The organism is Grimontia indica (genome assembly GCF_000333895.2).
GTDB classification, from domain to species: domain Bacteria; phylum Pseudomonadota; class Gammaproteobacteria; order Enterobacterales; family Vibrionaceae; genus Enterovibrio; species Enterovibrio indicus.
Map to the genome: position 1 here is coordinate 72,605 of NZ_ANFM02000033.1, position 18,499 is coordinate 91,103.

Here is an 18,499-nt window from a genome sequence, read left to right on the forward strand (position 1 = left end):
TATCCGAGAAATCTTGTTTGTCCAGCGAATATCAGGCCCCAAAAGGGGCCTGAAACTGAGAAATTACACAGGCATGGGTTTGTGTACGAGATAGCCCTGCAGGTAATCAATACCCAGTTTCTTGAGGTATTCCGCTTCTTCTTCCGTTTCTACGCACTCCGCCACAATGCTCATTTTTAATGTGTCAGCAATTGAACGCAGGTCTTCAATGATGGTGCGTTTAATGGGATCTGTGATGCAGTTTCGCACAAGAGAACCATCAATCTTTACGGTATCAACTGGCATGGTGAGTAATTGGTTATACGTTGCATGGCCTGCACCAAAGTCGTCTAATGCCAACCGGAATCCTTTGTTTTTAAGTCGTTTCAGGTTTTCTTGTAGTAACTCAGGGTTATCGATTGAACCTGATTCAACCACTTCTATGTTGACCTTGTTAGGTTGAACACTATGAGTGTCCACCCACTCGATAAGCTCTGACACCGCAGCACCGTCGCTTAAGTATTCAGGTGTGAGGTTTACAGAGCCGTATTCGAAACTGTCTTGATCCAATTCGCTCAGGTAAACAAGCTGGCGCATCACGATTTTATGCTCTAGCTGTTCGAGGTATCCCAACTTCTGGGCGCAGTGGAAGACAATACCAGTGTTAAGTACTTTCTCATCAAAGGAGAAACGACTCAGTAGTTCAAAACACACTTTATCCGGGTTGGCGATATTCAGGTAATTCTGACGAAGGATCTGAACGTTACTGACATCTAACTCTTCAAGCATGGCGATGTAGTCATCTAAGCCAGTGTCATCGCAATCAACGACATAACCTGGAGTCCCTTTATCTCCTAAGCGCATGTTGACGTTTAGGCGGTTAACAGCTTGCTTAATACGAATCCCTTTACGACAACGACAATAAAAGATTTTCTCCGGATAGAAGTTAATCTGGCGTTGTTCAAGGTATTTATCCAGCTTTGCCGGGATCATTTCCAGTTCGGCAATGGCATTTTCCGTATTACTGGTAAGCATGATGAGTGCAGACACGTCATAAAGCATGTAGCACTGTTCGGATAGCTTGGTATGCCCTTCAAAGAAACGTGAAATTTGGCGCAAAATGCTATCACGCTTTTCCAGTGGATATTTGAAGACCGGGCGTAAATCAAGCGCGGCTACGATGAAGTTTTCTTTTACCAGTGAATTGGCATCCAGTTTTTGGAAAGTACCAAAGTTACTCTGTTTATCGAAATAGAGGCTTTGCAGGTTGCTTTCTATTTCATTTCTCAGCGATCGCTTATATTCCAGCATGATGTAGATAATCAACGAGAACATAAAAAACAGTGACAAGCGTGTGTTTAGCGTATGCAGGTTGTCATAGGCTGATGGGTGAAAAATTTGCCCATAGCCAATGATCATCAGCAGGATTTGAGTCAGCTCTGAAAAGTTAAATACCGCCAGTGTTACTAAGGGAGCAAGTAGCATATATGTCATTGACGGCGAGTGCGATGCAGTATCAGTAAAATGCAAAACCAGAAAGATACCCAAGACCAAACTACCTTTGTAAAGCCAATCGGCTTTAGACATGATAGAAATTCTTTTAAGTAAATCTTTGAGGCAGTTTGGGTGGTTTAAACCATATAAAACAAGCGCAATAACAGGGCCTGTGATTAACACGCCAATGGCATCTGTGAGATACAGATTCAGTGCTGCATCAAGGTCGTAGTTGCCTGGTGCTAAGAGCGCTAATGAGGATGCGCCGATAAATGGCATAGCAAAAACGTAAAAACAAAACGCTACGCGAAGCGCATATCTGCGTCTTCTCATTTTCTGAAGTAACTCTACGGAGAAATAGAGGGTTATCGTCATTATTAACGTATAGAGGTAACCTACGCCACTTGGCGTTATATTGATAAAGCTATAGAAGGCAAGCAACGCCAGAAATTGCCCCAAAACACCGTCCTTGCCGTACATATAGGCAACTGCCACCATGGTTCCAGCGGTAATAGAGAAAAGCTGAGCACTGACCAATCCTTCTTTGGGGTACCAGCCAAGCTCAGTGCTTACCAAAACCAACAGAAATGAGAAAGCTACATAGAACGGATTACAGTTCATTGAGTGAGTCGGAATGGATTGAAAATACTTCATGCCAATGTCACCTTGTTGCGTCCACGATGTTTTGACTGATACAGGGCTGCATCAGCTGCTTTGTAGGCTTTCGAAAACGTTGTATTCATTGCTGAGTGACCACCGATTGACACGGTAACAGGCAGATTTGCAATATATCTGGCTGAGATGGATTGACGAATCTGCTCGGCTTTATCAAACATTGCACCTCGCTGCATGTCTTTGAACATGACAACAAATTCTTCTCCTCCCCAGCGCACAGCAACGTCTTCAGCGCGAATTTGAGCCAGTATGATTTGTGCGCACGCGGTGAGCACTTCATCCCCTTTGATGTGCCCATGGGTATCGTTAATTTGTTTGAAATGATCTATATCGATAACCAGCATCGAGAAATTATTCATTCGTCTGAACTTAGGCTCGTAATAATCACGGCGGAAAAGACCCGTCATTTCGTCATTCTTGATTGAACGTCCACGACGGCACATCAGGCGATAACCCAAGTGCAATAAAATCGCTGAAATGAATGAAGGCCAAAGTGCATGTTTCAGTACATCCAAATAGTGAAAACCAATGTTAACCGGCCCGTCATTTGAACATGGTAAAGTTGCTGGCTCATCATAAATATTGTTTTCCCCATTGAGGTTCAATGTGGTGTGGTGATTGGCATTGTATTTATCAACGATATTGTTTGTGTGCGTGGCTTTGATATCGACAGCAACAATTGCATCCAACGACTTCCTGTTGTGGATCGGGAAATAAATCGTTCTTACTTTTTGTTTGGTCACTGCCTCTTCATAGACTTCTGTAATTCGCGTCGTGCAGCCGTAAAACTCCTGATAGATATTGCCCAAGTGCTCTCGTTCGATAAGTGATTTCAAGTTTTCGTGCATCGCATAGCTTTTAAATAGATCTTGGTAACCAGGGCGCATAGGATGAAAAATGCCGAATGTACTTGGGTTTTCCAGCACTGAAATTGACCAAACTGAATCGGGTGCACACGTTTTCAATCGATCATTCAGTTTGTCCAATCCCCCCGCGAGGTCTTTTACTGCAGTATTGTTTTCGCGCACGAGAATGCTGGTGTCGCCAACTTTGTACTCACCAGCGTTGAAGGCTTGAACCGAAGTATTGTTATAAAACGAGCCGAAGCGTCGAATGGTGGAGTACAGTTGTCTGTACTCTTCATCAATAGTTTTGATGAGTTGTTTGGCGTGCACCATGTTGTAGACCTGATAGCACGTTGAAACGACCCATAATGTCAAAATGAATAATTTCACAAATGACAATGGTTGTAAGTGCTTCACGAAGTTGTGAAATTTCATAGTCAGTACATGCCTAAGTAATTTGGTTTAGTCTTGTGTAAATGTGATCTGAGTGGTGTTTTCGCGGCGAGTGTAAACATTTTGCTCATGAGTTCAACGAAGAAAATTTATCGTCATGGCAAAGGCTTTTAATGGTTGTAGGTGGCTGATAATTTGGTGGAAACCTGACAACCATTTGTTTGAAAGGAAACCGGTGACTTCACGGTCTTTTAAATGTCTAGAAGATTGGTTCTTAGACACTTGCTATTAGACTGAATTGATCGCGATAGGGGCTGTTGAAAATTTCTTTTGATGTGGGTGATGAAGGATGTTGAGTATTAAATCTTGCAATAAAACGATAGGCGCAGTGATTTCAGGTATTGATCTCACCAGTTTTAATGACAGCGAGTTTGCTCAGCTCTACCAAGCATTTTTAAAATACAAAGTTATTTTCTTCCGTGATCAATTCCTTTCTCCTGAGTCGCAACTTAAGCTCGCTGCAAGATTTGGTGAACTGGAGGTGCCGCATCCTTTCTTTCCTCATGTATCAACACACCCGCAAGTCAGTGAAATTGAAACGACGCCCGGCAATCCGCCAGGAAAAAGCTACTGGCATACAGACATGACCTGGCAATCAGCACCACCCAAATGCTCGGTGCTTTGTGCTCAACATTTACCGGACAAAGGCGGGGACACCATTTGGGTCTCGATGGAAGCGGTTTATGCGTCCTTACCCGAACCTTTAAAGCAAAAGCTGGCAGGTAAAACTGCCACCCATGCAGTTCACGGCTTTGCAGGGAGTCGTTTTGACGAGGTCAACAGTGATGGGGAGAGCCGTGTCGACGGCATTTCGAAAGGCATGGTGGCGGTGAAACATCCTGTTATTGCCAAGCACCCTGAAACAGGTCATCCAACCCTTTATATCAATGAGCAGTTTACCCGATGGCTCGACGATCCTTGTATTGAGGAAGAGGGGATAACGTTAGATAGGTTATTTGATTACGCCCATAATGCATCGCTTCAGGTAAGGTTTCGCTGGGAAACAGGAAGTGTCGCTATTTGGGATAATCGCTGCACCCAGCATTTTGCAGTGACTGACTACGGTGACAAACCAAGGAAGTTACACAGAGTTGTAGTGAAAGGAACCCCACCTGAGCCTTTCGAGCTGTATCGGTAGGTGTTTTAAACACAACTCGCGAAAATTCTCCTATCTGGAAGTCTATTAACATATCACTCAATATGTGTGGCTGGTTTTATCTGATTAGGTAGCGATAAATTCTTCTAACCCTGCGATTTGAAGAGCTTGATCAAAAATCAAGGTTTTTACTTAAACGCCGAGTTTTGGCCTAAGTATTCTGTTGGTCAAAAACCCACCAGAGTTAACTCATTCCGCGCAACGCCGCTTTAAAACTGTGTGTTTAATTGTTTATAAGCACACTTAGTTACCTTTACACCGCTGTCTCAAAAGCAAAAATGAATATATGCGCATTTATAATGGGTAAAAATGCTTTATGGGTGTTGTTTTCTAGCCAGTAACTGTCTGATTTAAATAATTTTAAAATGTTAAAAATAGTGAAATGCGATGCAGGCAGATATTTCTGTGAGTAACGAGTTCCATTTGAATGAATTGTAGGCAGTATGGAGTCGACATGTAGTGAAACATATGTTTAACATTGCGGGAATATGCGCAACTTTTCTCTGCATCTGGTTTGGGGCCTAACAAGACCGCCTGTTTTGCGCATAGGTTTTGGGTAACGGATTTGCCCCTCTTGTTCATGAAGGAACCGATAATATGAAAAAAACAATCCTCGCCATGGCGATGGCAGCGCCACTGGCACTTTCTGCAGCATCAGCAAACGCCGAAACACTGAAAATTGGCATGTCTCAGTACCCTGAAGGCTTGCACCCAACTTTGGTGTCCAATGTTGCAGCTTCTTATATTTTGAGCACGTCTTACCGAAACAGCGTTATCTACGGAAAAGACTGGTTACTGCAGTGCAATACCTGTGTTGAAGTCCCTACTTTTAAAAACGGTCTTGCTGAGCGAATCACACTGGAAGATGGCCGTGAAGGCATCAAGATGACTGTCGCTATCAAAGATGACCTGTTCTGGGGCGATGGTACGCCTGTAACAACCAAAGATATCCTCCTTGGTTACAACATTTCTGTCGATGAAAGGGTAGGTAACCCTGGACTGCAAGAAGCTAAGACTGTCGAGAAAGTCGTGGCTTTGGATGATAAGAATTTCGAAGTTTACTTGAACAAAGTAACCTTCAAGTACAACACCTTCGTGCCTGATGCATTGCCAGCGCATATTGATGGTCCTTTGTATGAGCAAGACCCTGCCAGCTACCCGAAAACAACTCGTTACGCGACTGACCCGACTAACCCAGGTCTTTACTTTGGCCCATACGTTCTGACCAAAGTGAATGCGGGTAGCTTTATCACAGCAACGCCGAACCCACACTGGAAGGGCAAAGCGCCTTCATTTGACGAGCTAATTTTTAAAACCGTTGAGAATACTGCGGCGCTGGAAGCGCACCTGATGTCTGGCTCTGTCGATTATCTGCCAGGCGAGCTTGGTCTTTCGCTTGACCAGGTACAACAGCTAGAAAAACGCCACAGTGGAAAGTTCAATGTTCATTACGAACCAGGTCTTCTGTATGAGCACTTGGATACCACTATGGATAACCCGCACCTTGCCAAGAAAGAAGTCCGTCAGGCGCTGCTTTACGGTGCGAACCGTCAACAGTTGGTTGATAAGTTGTTCGGTGGTAAGCAACCGGTGGCAAACACCAACGTAAGCCCGAGAGACACAACGTACTACGCAGATGTTAAGAGCTACGAATACAACCCTGAGAAAGCGAAAGAGCTTCTGAAGCAAGCAGGTTACACACTGAAAAAAGGTGTGATGGTTGATGGCGAAGGCAACGAACTTCATCTGGAACTGATGACCACCGCAGGTAATAAAACCCGTGAACTGGTTCAGCAAGTGCTGCAGTCTCAGTGGAAACAGATTGGCGTAAAAGTCTCTATCGTGAACCAGCCTGCGCGTGTTTATTTCGGTGAAACACTGAACCAACGTAAGCACAAAGGCCTCGCGATGTTTGCATGGTACTCATCACCTGAAAGCCCACCGCGTACCACACTGCTGTCTACCAACATTCCTACTGAAGAAAATGGTTGGTCTGGCCAAAACTACATCGGCTACAAAAACCCAGCGATGGATGAACTGCTGAACAAAGTTGAGAAAGAGCTCGACACCGAGAAACGTAACAAGATTTTCCATGAAATCCAGAAAATCTATGCAGAAGATCTCCCAGCTCTGCCGCTGTACTTCCGTTCAGACAGCTTCGTGAAGCCAAAATGGCTGGAAGGCGTGACACCAACAGGTCACATGTTCCCGTCTAGTAACTGGGTTGAAGAGTGGTACAGCACCAAGAAGTAGGAGCTTTTATGGATCAGACGATACTGGATGTTCGTCAACTGCGGGTAGCCTTTAAAGGCTACCCGGCGGTGAACGATATCAGCTTCCACATTAAGAAAGGCGAGATACTTGGTGTCGTCGGTGAATCAGGGTGCGGCAAGAGTCTTGCCGCCCTTACCCTGATGGGCCTGCAACCGAAGGTGATGAAAGCCAGTGGCCAGGTGGTATTTAACGGCGAAAACTTACTAGCAAACAAAGAAGCAGATTGGCAGAAGGTCCGTGGTGAAGGTATTGCCATGATTTTCCAGGAGCCAATGACTGCATTGAACCCGGTTGTAACCGTCGGTGATCAGATCGCTGAAATGTTCGAATTGCACCGTGGTAGCAACAAGGTTGAAGCGCAAGAGCGCGCAATTGAAATGCTGGAAAAGGTACATATTCCTGATCCGGTTCGACGTGCAAAAGCCTACCCACATGAACTCTCCGGTGGGATGCGACAGCGCGTTATGATTGCCATGGCACTGGCATGTGAGCCGGAATTGATTATTGCCGATGAACCAACAACCGCGCTCGATGTGACAGTTCAGGCTCAGGTACTTGATTTGCTGGAAGAACTTCGTGATACCACAGGGACGGCGGTTCAATTTATCAGCCATAACTTGGGTGTAGTTTCGCAACTGGCTGAACGCGTTATCGTGATGTACGCTGGTCGTATTGTAGAGCAGGCAACGGCAGAAGAGCTCTTCGCCAGCCCTCAACACCCATACACTCAAGGACTTTTGGCAACACTTCCAAGAATTGGTGGCGCACGTGACGTTCTACCTGCCATTCCAGGCGCTGTTCCACCACTTGATCAACGTGGACAGGGTTGTCCTTTTGCAGATCGTTGCGGAAAAGCAACGCCAACCTGTGTAGCAACCATGCCGGAAGAGGTGGAGCTGAACGCGGTGCACACCGTGGCCTGCCACCATATCTAAGGACGGACCTATGACATTATTAAAACTAGACAACGTCTGTCAGCGCTATCCCATTGGCAAGAAAGGCTGGCTTGGGAAACCTGCGCAAGAATTGCGAGCGGTAAACAAAATTTCACTTTCCCTGAATAAAGGGGAGACGCTCGCCATTGTAGGGGAATCAGGGTGCGGCAAATCAACACTCGGCAGAATGGTCGCTCTGCTGGAATCACCGGTTGAAGGTGGCGTTGAAATCGATGGCATCCAAACGGCCGGATTAAAAGGGCAAGCGCTTAAAGACCTTCGCAGAAAACTGGGATTGGTTTTCCAGGACCCGTATTCCGCGCTTAACCCAAGATTGCCTATCTCTGAGCTGGTAGGCGAACCACTCGAAGTCTACAACGTGGGCGACAAAGCGTCGCGCAAAGCCAAAGTGATTGAGGCATTGAAAGCCGTTGGCCTGAGCGAAGACGCGCTTGACCGTTACCCACATGAATTTTCAGGTGGTCAGCGTCAACGTATCTGTATCGCCCGTGCTCTGGTGCTCGATCCTAAACTGATCATTGCCGATGAACCTCTGTCTGCGCTTGATGTGTCGGTGCAAAGCCAGGTTTTGAACCTGTTTGCCGAACTTCAGCGCGAACGTAACCTTTCTTTCTTCTTCATCAGCCATGACATGGCGGTGGTTGATTATCTTGCCGACACCATTGTGGTGATGTACCTCGGTCAGGTGGTTGAGCAAGCGCCGCGCGACGCATTCTTCTCGAAACCAGCTCATCCATACAGCCAGGCACTGCTTGCTGCAGTTCCTGAGGTAGGGAAGGGCAAACGTAAACGTGGTCTGGCGCTTCAAGGTGACGTGCCGAGTCCTATCGATCCTCCAAGTGGTTGTACTTTCCATCCTCGTTGCGCAAAAGCAACAGAGAAGTGTAAGCAGGAAACACCGGTTGCTTCAGTCTATGAAGACGACAACAAGCACATGGTTGCCTGTCACTATCCGGGAGAAGAGATCGACGTAAAAAAGATGGAATCTGAGGAGGCCACGGTATGACGCAATTTTTGATAAGCCGGGTGCTGCAGAGTCTGTTTGTTCTGCTCCTCGTTTCGTTCGTTTCTTATGCCTTGATTGGCCTGATGCCGGGTGACCCGATCGATTTGATGGCGACATCCGATCCAAACATGACCGCAGAAGACGTGGCTCGTCTTAAAGCTCTACAAGGGCTGGATAAACCGTTGTTAGAGCGTTATGGCAACTGGTTGATTGCAGCGTTACAGGGTGACTTTGGTTACTCGCGCCTCTATTACAAACCTGCAGAAGATGTGTTGATTCCGGCGGTTTGGAACACTGTTAAGCTGGTGGGTATCGCGACTCTGCTGTCATTGCTGATTGCGATTCCAGTTGGTGTGATTGCCGCGTTGAAACACCGTTCTTGGGCTGACTATGTGATTAGCTTTGGTGCTTTCGTCGGTTTCTCTACGCCAGCGTTCTGGTTGGCACTGATGCTGATTCTGGTTTTCTCTGTAACATTAGGCTGGTTACCGGCTGGTGGTACGGGTGAAGCGGAAGGTGGTGGTTTTTGGATTCAAGCCAAGCACCTGATTCTGCCAGTAATTTCACTGACGGTACTGAATGTCGCGAGCCATTCCCGTTATGTGCGTGGCACCATGCTGGAAGTGATGCGTCAGGATTATATCCGTACAGCGATTGCCAAAGGCGCATCGAAAACCCGCGTTATCTGGAAGCACGCTTTGCGTAACGCGATGATCCCTTTGGTGACCATCATTGCTTTGGATATCGGCTTCCTGCTTTCAGGTGCACTGATCACGGAAACCGTATTCGCATGGCCAGGCATGGGTAAATTGATTTTCGACGCCATCATGGGTAACGACTACAACCTGGCACTGCTCGGTTTGATGGTGATTACCTTCACAGCATTGCTTGGCAACCTGTTGGCAGATATTGCCTATGCGAAGCTTGACCCACGTATCAGTCTGACGAAAGGAGCATAAGCATGACACAACAAGTGACTAACGCTGCTCCTGCAGCACCAAAACGTAAGGCATCATCGCCATGGGTATTGGTATGGCAACGATTCTGCCAGCACAAAGCGGGACTGGTGAGCGCGGTATTCATTCTACTGCTGACTATCTTGTGTTTCAGTGCGCCGTTACTGGCGGCGTGGTTTGGGCATGACCCTTTTGAAGTGGATTTCTTTGCCCGCTTTGAACCTGCCAGCAGCACGCACTGGTTAGGGGCTGACGAACTGGGTCGTGACGTATTCCTGCGCTTACTGTATGGCGGTCAGGTTTCGTTAGCAGTCGGTGCAGTCGCTGCGCTGGCGACAGCGATACTTGGCACCTTGATTGGGGTATTTGCTGGCTACTTCGGCGGCAAATTGGACTCAATACTGATGCGTATTGCAGACTTCACGTTGTCTTTGCCAACACTGCCACTGATGATCGTTTTGGCAGCGGTAGACCTGAGTAAACTGGGACTGCCTGATAGTTGGGCTCAAGGTGAGAATGCAAGCTTCATCCGCATCATTGTGATTGTTGCACTGTTTGGTTGGCCAACCACTGCACGTCTGGTGCGTTCAGGTACCTTGTCTGTGCGTGAGCGTGACTACGTAAAAGCCGCGATTGGCTACGGCGCTTCACCTTGGCGCATCATTCGCCGTCACGTACTGCCTAACGTGCTTTCGCCAGTCATCATTGCGACTACCATGGCACTGGGTGGCGTTATCCTGCTGGAAAGTGCACTGTCATTCCTTGGCTTGGGTATTCAACCGCCAATGCCATCATGGGGTAACATGCTGCAGAATGCGCAGGAAGTGATTTGGCAGTCGCCAGGTCTGGCTATCTATCCGGGTGTTGCCATCTTGATCACCGTTATGGCGTTTAACTTCCTCGGTGATGCACTGCAAGATGCGTTGGACCCGAAATCGGGAAGCTAATTTAACCCGAAAGCCTATTCAAAGCCGGCAATCGCCGGCTTTTTCTTTTCCTCAAGGTACTGATCTATCGTTACAAAATTTGCTGACTTTCTTATGAGAACTTAAAGTGTATAATAAATACATCTTTAAGTTCAAAGAGACATTTCCATGATGATCAACATTGTCGATAAGGCAAAGGAAGAACGTATTCCACCGGTTCTACGACTAGGCTTTAGGCCATTTTTCCTTCTGGCTTCTGTCTATGCCGTGTTTACTGTGACCGTCTGGAGCTGGATTTTCTCCACTGGCGCATCGACGTTACTCAATGTCCCACCACTCTGGTGGCATGCTCATGAAATGTTGTTTGGATTTGCAATAGCGGTGGTGGCAGGTTTCCTTTTGACTGCTGTTCAGACATGGACAGGCGTGAAGGGAACATCCGGTTGGAAACTTGCAATCATTGTGATGCTTTGGGTATTACCGCGGGTTTTATTCTGGACTGACACACCACTTGCGGTGATTGCTCTGATTGATGGTGCATTTCTGCTGGTTGTTGGCTGGGAAGTGGGGATGCGGGTGGTGAAAACGAAACGTTGGCGGAATTTGTTTTTCATTCCAATGCTCACCGTTGCACTTATTGCTAATTTCGCTAGCTATGCCACGGTGAAGGGAATGCCGCCATTTTCCTCTAACGTACTCTGGCAGGCGATGATTTGGTGGTTCATGCTGCTTATATCCATCATGGGCGGCAGAGTGATTCCATTTTTCACCGCAAAACGTTTTCAGTTTGAAGCACCAAAAGCCTTACTGTGGCTTGATGTCGCTGCGAATCTCCCGCTCGTCTTACTGGCGATTCTGAGTTTCTTTCCTTTGGTGGGCTCGACAGTTACTCTGGCTTTGCTGCTGGTGGCGGGCTGTGCGCAACTGATTCGTCTATACCGCTGGGGTGGTGTTAAGTCAAAGAGTGAGCCTCTGGTTTGGTCATTGCACCTGTTTTATCTTGCTTTGCCGTTGGGACTGTTTGCCAAAGCAATGGCAATTAGCAGCCCTTGGGTATCTCATACTTTGATACACCTACTGGCTATGGGTACCTTAGCAGGCGTTATTCTGGCGATGATTGCTAGGGTGACAATGGGACATACCGGGCGTGCAATATACCAAGGTCCGCCGTTTGCTTTTGCCTTTCTTTCCCTCGTATTCGCCACCCTTGTCCGCGTGGTGGGGCCTTCGATCTGGCCTGAATATTTGAGTACATGGATAGTCGTTGCAGCGGTGGGATGGTCGCTATCTTTTGTCTCGTTTGCTGCTATTTTCGGCCCAATGCTGATAAAAGCAAGAACTGACGGCCACCCAGGTTGATTTAAATGCCCAACATAAAAATGCGCTGTCTGGCACGGCAATTTCCCATAACTCACGCATACTTAGAATGTCTGAAGTGATAGGAGGTTGCTGTGTGTAGGTGGTTAGCGTATCAAGGAAAACCGTGTTTTTTGGATGAAATGCTTCATCAGCCAAATCATTCGCTGGTGTCGCAAAGTATGGATGCCAACAAAGCCGTGACGGCGGTCAATGCTGACGGTTTTGGTATCGCGTGGTATGGCGAAAAACCAACGCCAGCACTATATCGTGAAGTCTTACCTGCTTGGTCTGATGCCAATCTAAAATCACTTGCTGAACACACACGATCTCACCGTTTTATGGCGCATGTCCGTGCGTCGACAGGTACAAATACTTCCCGAGAAAACTGTCATCCATTCAATGTCGATAATTGGCTGTTCATGCATAACGGACAAATCCCTGAATTTGAACAGACGCGCTACAGCCTAGAGCGACATCTGGAAGAGCCATACTACCTGAAGCGAAAAGGCTCGACAGATAGCGAACTTATCTTCCTTCTTCTGCTGCAATACAACATGGAGTCGTCGCCCAAAGAAGCGCTTAAAAAGGTTATCGCTAGGGTGGAAGCTGAAATGCGCGTCAAAGAGGTAGAAGATCCGTTTAAAGCATCAATTTGCGTCAGTAACGGTAAACAATTTTGGGGATTAAGATATGCCACTTATGGTGTGCCCCCGACGTTGTTTTACAAGCATCTAGACAGTGGCGTGGTGTTGGCATCAGAGCCATATGATACTGACAGAGAAGGGTGGAAAAGTGTGCCAGCGCAGAGCTTTATTGCGCTTGAAGGCGAGCAGGTGGATATTACGCAATTCGAGATGAGATAGGGCGGAGAACCGCCCTACAATTTTGCGGGGTTATACCGCCATGCTGTATGGCTGATATTGCGCCCAGGCCATTTGGTACATCTTTCGGGATTGTTGGCGGAGTTGAGCGATTTTGGTGACTTCAAACTCTGTCATTTCGCGATGTGCAGCATCGCGCTCAATGCGCTGAATTTGCTCGTAGATACCATGCTCAGGGCCATTCTTGATTTTAGAGATGGCACTAAGGTGCAGTTGTACTTCGGCCACCAATTGGCTTTCTGGCAAAGTCACCAGCACTTTCAGATCACGATAACCAGAAGGGCGAGGAGCCTGAAAGCGGTTAATCACTTCAAGCGTCTGGGTTTGGGCTGCTAGCTTTTCGTAGGCCTGATTCAGAGAATCAATCGAGTCAGATTCAATGGTGATTCGAACTACATCAGTGAGCTTAGACACATCACCATTCAGTTCTTTATCCACTTTTACAGCAGCACGATCCTGACCCTTCATGCCAGCACTCAGCACTTTTGCGTTTACAGAATCGGCAATGCCTGTTGCCAGTGTTTCCAACTCTTGTTGTGCGTCAGGGGCGAGCTTATAGAGAGTATCCAAGTCGCTAACGGGTTGATTGACCTGGTGAGCTCTGAATGAAGGAATAGCGAGCAAATCAGACAATGCTTGTTGAGGTTCAAATTGCTCATAAGCAGGGCTAGGGTGTTCAGGGAGGGACTTTATGTCTGGTTGATTGGCATAGGCTGGAACACGAATTACCAGAATCGGTACGATAATCAGCGCCTTAATCATTCTTCCCATTTACTTACCTCTTGGTTTCCTTGGGCATCCACAAATCTATTTTATCCATGGAGTATGAATGTTAGCTGAATGGAAGATTCAGGTTCGCGCTCGAGCTCTCAAAGTGTGGTTGACCAATTTGGTACAGATCAAATAACGCAAAATAAAATCCTTTTAATTTTAATATATGCCAATTATATGAGCGTATTTGGTGTTTAAGGTGACTTTATAATCTATAAAAGATTGTCAAAAATGATGCAGTGTCGTTAACTTTATGTGATAACTGTGGTCGGTGGACTCTTATCCAGAGTACCCGATTGAGGAGCAATATGGAGGACGTAACATGTACCATCCAGATTACCTTATGCAGCTTTGTCATATCAGCGACCAGGCTGTGAAAGAACTTGTACCCATGTTTGATGATCTGCCAACTACCCCTTATGCAGACGGTCAATATCGGTTAAGACGCTATTCGATTGTGCATTGTCTTGACGGTGCGCTTCGACAAATGGAACACCACACTTTTGTGCAGTCGCAGGCTATCAACCAGCATCAAGGCGGTGTTGTCCGTGACTTTGAAGAACTGACGCCAGCGGTACTTCACTCTGAAGGATTGTTTGAACTCTGCCGCTTGTTTAAAGACAACAACGAGCTTGAAGACGAACAGGATATCGAAATTCACCAGATGCGCGTTGTTACACTGAACGACATCACTCCCGTCTCCCCAGAAGGGATTCACCAAGATGGCTTTGACCATATCGCGATTGCCGCAATAGACAGACAGAACGTACAAGGTGGTGAAATTCTGGTGTACAAAGACAGAAGCGAACAGCCGTTCTTCTCGCTGGCAATGAACAATGGTGATGTTGCTCTACTCGATGATCATGCGGTTTGGCATAACGCCAATCCCATCAGACCGCTCAATCCATCAGAGCATGGTCATCTGGATCTCTTTGTTTTGACAGCAAGAGAGCATTAACACCAAAAAGCAAAGCGCTAAAACTATAGACACTGGTGGCCAAATTGGCCGCCAGTCTTTTTTCATACGTTCTTAACTCACTGATTTCATGAATTAATCCGAAACACTTTCCTTTGAATGCGTTACAATTACCTCACTTGGATTAATGCATAGAAGATGAATGAAAAGTCAGTTTCCCTTAATGCTTGCTGCTGCGTCCCTTTGTTTTACTGGAGTATCACACGCGAACAGCGACCCCGAACCCATTGAAAAGTCTGAGACTTTAGAGACATTGCGCTTAAAGCGAAGTGAGAACTGGGGTTTGGCAGCAACAATTCGCTCTGCGGGTATTCCTTATGCCAACAGCGGCAGCGATATTGTCTCAAGCTTTGTACCGATGATGTTCTATGAAGATGAAGCATTCTTTATCGATGGTACTGAAGGTGGTTTGAGGCTTTGGGAAGAAGATGAGTGGCGACTGAATACCATTCTTCGTATGCGTTTTATCGACCTGCCTACAGCAGTGCAAAATGACATCGGTGGCGACACCGGGGATTTTGGCTTCCAGTTGAAACGTCAGTTGGGTGATGGTTGGTATGCGGACTTAGACCTACTTTCAGATAAAAGCAGCCGTTTTCACGGTATTGCGACCTTGGGTAAAAAACTCGAAGGCGAAAGTTACGATTTGAATGCGACAGTTTCTGCGCGATACAAAGATGCCGACTTCAACAGTTTCTATTACGGTCTTTCTGAATACCGAAATGATGGCGTGAAACTGGGCGCAGGGATGGATTTCAAGGCGGGTGTGAAAGGGCGTTACCACGTTTATTCTAATCTTTACTTGGTTGGCGCGGCTTATGCGACCTACTTCGACGAGAATGTTCGGAATGCGCCGACTATCAGCAATGATTGGCACGGTGAAGTTTATGCGGGCTTCGGTTTCTTTAATGATAACCGCCGCCACAGCGAGCGTGAAATTTCGACCCGTCCATATTGGCGTTTAGCGCATGGCTGGGCAACTCCCTCTAATATTGGCGATATCCTCGCCGGTGACACTGAAAAAGACCCGTTCAATAACCAACTGACTTCCGTTTTCTATGGTCACCCACTCAGTGATGAATTGTTTGGTATCCCGATGGACTTGTACCTGACACCGGGTATCGTTTGGCACTGGAACTCAGAGGTTCAGGCTTCTTCTGCCGAAATTGTGATGGCCATTAAAGCTTTTTATACGGTCGATTGGCCGACCAAGTGGCGACTCGGTGTGGCAGAAGGCCTTTCTTACGTGAATAACATCACGTATATCGAACAGACGGAAATGGATGAAAAAGGCTATGAGCCAAGCAACTTGCTCAACTTCATCGATCTATCTCTTGATGTGAATCTTGGGGATCTGTTTGGGAAGTCAGAATGGAACCGGGCCTGGTTGGGGTATTCGATTCATCACCGCTCGGCAATCTTTGAAAAAGCCAGTCAGTTCGGCCGTATTAAAGGCGGCAGTAACTACAACACGATTTACTTACAGATCGAGTTCTAGGTAGTTTTGGGACTGAGAGAATAGTAGAGCGAGATAAGGCGAGCGCCGGGATATTTGGGAGAGAAAGGATATGATGCTTTCAATTTCCCGACGCTCTAATTGGGTTATGGCGTGTAAGGGAGGTAACCAGTAAAGCCGACGATCTTCCAACCTGCAGGCGTTTTCTTCAGGTAGTAGAGCGTCTGCCAATTCAGTACTTCTGGCTCTTTACCGACGACTTGAATCGTGCCATCAAACTGCTTTCTCGCAATCGCCTTGCCATCTTTTACTTCAATCTGTTCCAGCGTTGTCAGCTTGTGAACGGCGTCTTCCAAAGGCTCAGCATATTCAGTATTTAAACTTGCGCGAGCGGCTTCCAGCCAGGAGTCGCGGTAGTTTTCAAAGCGTGAGAAGGCGAGATTCCATTTACCTGGGTCATTGTCGAAACCCGCGTTGACGGCAAAGAATTCGTCCTCGAGGAAATCATTTTCTACCATGGACCAATCCGCTTGGGTGTAAGCTCGGATATCTTTTGCGACTAACATGTCCCAAATTTCAGCGCGGTCTTCGTCATTTCCTAAAAATGGATTTGCTTTAATCACTTAAGGCTCCAGCAGGGCAAATCAAAGGCCACATAAGAACGGATTATTCACCAAATGAAAATGCCGAAAAGGCGATGCTGAGAGAAAGATCCAACAAAAAAAGGGTGTCTACACAGACACCCAAAATGAAAAAGGAAATTTAAGTTAGCAATAGCATGAAGGAAATTGTTCTTTACGAAACAAGCGCCTGAAGGTTTTTGGCTGCTTGCTCCATGGATGCCTGTGCAGGTTCTTCGCCCATTGCCAGCGCTTCGGCATAAACAAATTGCACGTCGGTGATACCCACAAAACCCAGCACGGTTGTCATATAACCGGTGATGTGCTCGGTCGGCATGTCTTTATGCATACCGCCTCTGGTGGTGACGACAATGGCTTTCTTACCGGTCAGCAGGCCTTTTGGACCATTCTCGGTGTAAGAGAAAGTGACGCCAGCGCGGGCGATAAAATCAATCCAGTTTTTCAACTGAGTTGGAATGTTGAAGTTGTACATGGGGGCCGCGATAACCAGCGTGTCACTCGCCTTAATTTCTTCAATTAGTTGGTCTGATTGAACCAGCGCTTCCTGTTGACGTTTGGTTGGGTTTTCAGCACCGCGTAAGCCCATCATCAGTTCACCGTCCAATACTGGAATGGGGTGAGCTGCTAGGTCACGTTCGATTACAAAAGTGTCTTCACCAAACTGTGAAACCAACTGGTCAATCAATTTGGTTGAAGAAGAGTATTCGCCGAGAATGCTTGATTTTAAAACCAGTACGCTAGCCATAATTTGCTCCGTTTAAGTATTTTTGTCACGTGTCTTGTGTTGTTAGAACAAACTATAGATGGTTGTTTATTCACAAAATAGCGGAAAAATTCGTATCGGTTGTTCGAATTAATTGAATAAGATAAGGGAAGGTATCTCAGATAGCAAAAAGGCTTCCATCAGGAAGCCTTTTCTTTCATAGGATTCAGTACATTAACCGCACTTAGAGTCGCCACAGTTCAAGCATGTCTGACAACCGTCTTTCACGATAACGGCTTTGTTGTGGCACTTGTAGCAAAGGGTAGCGCTCGGTGGAAAGCCCGTGTTTACTGGTTCTTCCTCTTTCACTTCTGCTTTTGCCGCGTTCTCAGCACGTTTGGCTTCCAGAAATGCCTTCTGGTGTTCGTCCATCTCTGGGTTTTTCAGCATGCCGATTTCCATCAGGTGCTGTTCAATTACATTGCCGATTTCAGCAATCAGAGAAGGCACATATTTACCTTTGTTCCAGTAACCGCCTTTAGGGTCGAATACGGAACGCAGTTCTTCCACCAAGAAAGTGACGTCGCCACCTTTGCGGAATACCGCGGAAATAATGCGAGTCAGCGCGACGATCCACTGGTAGTGCTCAAGGCTCTTGCTGTTAATGAAGATTTCAAAAGGACGACGCACTTCGTGGTCAGTGCCTTCGTTCAGCACAACATCGTTGATGGTAATAAACAGAGAATGTTCAGAAACGTGCTCTGGCGTTTTCAGCTTATACGTCGAGCCCAGCAGTTTTTCAGGGCGTGGCATTTCTTCATGCATGGTTTCAAATGTTGGTACTTCAACAACCGGAGCGACAGGCGCTTCCTGAACGGCGTCTTTGCTTTTTACTTTGTACGCAACAATTTTGCTTTCGATTTTACGTGTCATAACGAATTACTTCTTTCTCACAAAGGGCAGCGAAATCGCCACCCCTTTATTTGTCTGTC

At 46.7% G+C, this 18,499-nt stretch carries 16 protein-coding genes; 10 read left to right on the forward strand and 6 right to left on the reverse strand.

Annotated elements, in window-relative coordinates; genetic code table 11:
• Positions 1 to 63: 63 nt before the first annotated feature.
• Both D515_RS18090 and D515_RS18095 read right to left on the reverse strand, forming a co-directional pair.
• Positions 64 to 2,127, reverse strand: a complete 2,064-nt coding sequence (locus D515_RS18090; RefSeq protein ID WP_002540554.1) for a sensor domain-containing phosphodiesterase — start codon at positions 2,125 to 2,127, stop codon at positions 64 to 66.
• Complete coding sequence (locus D515_RS18095; RefSeq protein WP_002540555.1) at positions 2,124 to 3,326, reverse strand: GGDEF domain-containing protein; 1,203 nt, start codon at positions 3,324 to 3,326, stop codon at positions 2,124 to 2,126. The genes D515_RS18090 and D515_RS18095 overlap by 4 nt, the downstream gene beginning before the upstream one ends.
• 409 nt (positions 3,327 to 3,735) lie before the next feature.
• Between D515_RS18095 and D515_RS18100 the strand changes: the two genes are divergently transcribed.
• The 8 genes from D515_RS18100 (at position 3,736) to D515_RS18135 (ending at position 12,942) form a co-directional block, all read left to right on the forward strand.
• Positions 3,736 to 4,584 carry a TauD/TfdA dioxygenase family protein gene (locus D515_RS18100; protein WP_002540557.1) on the forward strand — a complete coding sequence of 283 codons (849 nt, stop codon included), beginning with the start codon at positions 3,736 to 3,738 and terminating at the stop codon, positions 4,582 to 4,584.
• Between the two features lie 615 nt (positions 4,585 to 5,199).
• The gene (locus D515_RS18105; RefSeq protein WP_002540558.1) at positions 5,200 to 6,855 is read left to right on the forward strand and encodes a peptide ABC transporter substrate-binding protein; all 1,656 of its coding nucleotides are present in this window, start codon (positions 5,200 to 5,202) and stop codon (positions 6,853 to 6,855) included.
• 8 nt (positions 6,856 to 6,863) lie between these two features.
• Entirely contained in the window at positions 6,864 to 7,811 is a 948-nt protein-coding gene (locus D515_RS18110; RefSeq protein ID WP_002540559.1) for an ABC transporter ATP-binding protein, read from the forward strand.
• 10 nt (positions 7,812 to 7,821) lie between these two features.
• Entirely contained in the window at positions 7,822 to 8,838 is a 1,017-nt protein-coding gene (locus D515_RS18115) for an ABC transporter ATP-binding protein (RefSeq protein ID WP_002540560.1), read from the forward strand.
• Positions 8,835 to 9,797 carry an ABC transporter permease gene (locus D515_RS18120; protein WP_002540561.1) on the forward strand — a complete coding sequence of 321 codons (963 nt, stop codon included), beginning with the start codon at positions 8,835 to 8,837 and terminating at the stop codon, positions 9,795 to 9,797. The genes D515_RS18115 and D515_RS18120 overlap by 4 nt, the downstream gene beginning before the upstream one ends.
• Before the next feature lie 2 nt (positions 9,798 to 9,799).
• Positions 9,800 to 10,741 (forward strand): ABC transporter permease, encoded by a 942-nt coding sequence (locus tag D515_RS18125; protein ID WP_002540562.1) that lies wholly within the window; start codon positions 9,800 to 9,802, stop codon positions 10,739 to 10,741.
• A 150-nt stretch (positions 10,742 to 10,891) separates the two neighbouring features.
• On the forward strand, positions 10,892 to 12,079 hold the full coding sequence (locus D515_RS18130; protein WP_039850295.1) for an NnrS family protein: 1,188 nt from the start codon (positions 10,892 to 10,894) through the stop codon (positions 12,077 to 12,079).
• Between the two features lie 92 nt (positions 12,080 to 12,171).
• Positions 12,172 to 12,942: a class II glutamine amidotransferase gene (locus D515_RS18135; protein ID WP_039850285.1), complete on the forward strand. Its 771-nt coding sequence runs from the start codon at positions 12,172 to 12,174 to the stop codon at positions 12,940 to 12,942.
• Between the two features lie 30 nt (positions 12,943 to 12,972).
• On the opposite strand, the gene D515_RS18140 is transcribed toward D515_RS18135, so the two are convergent.
• Positions 12,973 to 13,731, reverse strand: coding sequence for a nucleotidyltransferase family protein (locus D515_RS18140; RefSeq protein WP_002540566.1), 759 nt, complete (start codon positions 13,729 to 13,731; stop codon positions 12,973 to 12,975).
• A 322-nt stretch (positions 13,732 to 14,053) separates the two neighbouring features.
• Between D515_RS18140 and D515_RS18145 the strand changes: the two genes are divergently transcribed.
• A complete protein-coding gene (locus D515_RS18145) occupies positions 14,054 to 14,689 on the forward strand; it encodes a 2OG-Fe dioxygenase family protein (RefSeq protein WP_002540567.1) in 636 nt (211 codons plus the stop codon).
• 181 nt (positions 14,690 to 14,870) lie between these two features.
• The gene (locus D515_RS18150; RefSeq protein ID WP_420835378.1) at positions 14,871 to 16,205 is read left to right on the forward strand and encodes a MipA/OmpV family protein; all 1,335 of its coding nucleotides are present in this window, start codon (positions 14,871 to 14,873) and stop codon (positions 16,203 to 16,205) included.
• Positions 16,206 to 16,309: 104 nt separating this feature from the next.
• On the opposite strand, the gene D515_RS18155 is transcribed toward D515_RS18150, so the two are convergent.
• The 3 genes from D515_RS18155 to D515_RS18165 form a co-directional block, all read right to left on the reverse strand.
• On the reverse strand, positions 16,310 to 16,786 hold the full coding sequence (locus D515_RS18155; RefSeq protein WP_002540569.1) for a hypothetical protein: 477 nt from the start codon (positions 16,784 to 16,786) through the stop codon (positions 16,310 to 16,312).
• A 172-nt stretch (positions 16,787 to 16,958) separates the two neighbouring features.
• Positions 16,959 to 17,549, reverse strand: a complete 591-nt coding sequence (locus D515_RS18160) for an FMN-dependent NADH-azoreductase (RefSeq protein WP_002540571.1) — start codon at positions 17,547 to 17,549, stop codon at positions 16,959 to 16,961.
• A gap of 192 nt (positions 17,550 to 17,741) precedes the next feature.
• Positions 17,742 to 18,440 (reverse strand): TSCPD domain-containing protein, encoded by a 699-nt coding sequence (locus tag D515_RS18165; protein WP_002540572.1) that lies wholly within the window; start codon positions 18,438 to 18,440, stop codon positions 17,742 to 17,744.
• Between the last annotated feature and the right edge of the window lie 59 nt (positions 18,441 to 18,499).

Excerpts from the sequence above, each read along its gene's own strand:
- D515_RS18090 (WP_002540554.1), bottom strand. The coding sequence starts at position 2,127 with ATGAAGTATTTTCAATCCATTCCGACTCACTCAATGAACTGTAATCCG.
- D515_RS18095 (WP_002540555.1), bottom strand. The coding sequence starts at position 3,326 with ATGGTGCACGCCAAACAACTCATCAAAACTATTGATGAAGAGTACAGA.
- D515_RS18100 (WP_002540557.1), top strand. The coding sequence starts at position 3,736 with ATGTTGAGTATTAAATCTTGCAATAAAACGATAGGCGCAGTGATTTCA.
- D515_RS18105 (WP_002540558.1), top strand. The coding sequence starts at position 5,200 with ATGAAAAAAACAATCCTCGCCATGGCGATGGCAGCGCCACTGGCACTT.
- D515_RS18110 (WP_002540559.1), top strand. The coding sequence starts at position 6,864 with ATGGATCAGACGATACTGGATGTTCGTCAACTGCGGGTAGCCTTTAAA.
- D515_RS18115 (WP_002540560.1), top strand. The coding sequence starts at position 7,822 with ATGACATTATTAAAACTAGACAACGTCTGTCAGCGCTATCCCATTGGC.
- D515_RS18120 (WP_002540561.1), top strand. The coding sequence starts at position 8,835 with ATGACGCAATTTTTGATAAGCCGGGTGCTGCAGAGTCTGTTTGTTCTG.
- D515_RS18125 (WP_002540562.1), top strand. The coding sequence starts at position 9,800 with ATGACACAACAAGTGACTAACGCTGCTCCTGCAGCACCAAAACGTAAG.
- D515_RS18130 (WP_039850295.1), top strand. The coding sequence starts at position 10,892 with ATGATCAACATTGTCGATAAGGCAAAGGAAGAACGTATTCCACCGGTT.
- D515_RS18140 (WP_002540566.1), bottom strand. The coding sequence starts at position 13,731 with ATGGGAAGAATGATTAAGGCGCTGATTATCGTACCGATTCTGGTAATT.
- D515_RS18145 (WP_002540567.1), top strand. The coding sequence starts at position 14,054 with ATGTACCATCCAGATTACCTTATGCAGCTTTGTCATATCAGCGACCAG.
- D515_RS18150 (WP_420835378.1), top strand. The coding sequence starts at position 14,871 with ATGCTTGCTGCTGCGTCCCTTTGTTTTACTGGAGTATCACACGCGAAC.
- D515_RS18160 (WP_002540571.1), bottom strand. The coding sequence starts at position 17,549 with ATGGCTAGCGTACTGGTTTTAAAATCAAGCATTCTCGGCGAATACTCT.
- D515_RS18165 (WP_002540572.1), bottom strand. The coding sequence starts at position 18,440 with ATGACACGTAAAATCGAAAGCAAAATTGTTGCGTACAAAGTAAAAAGC.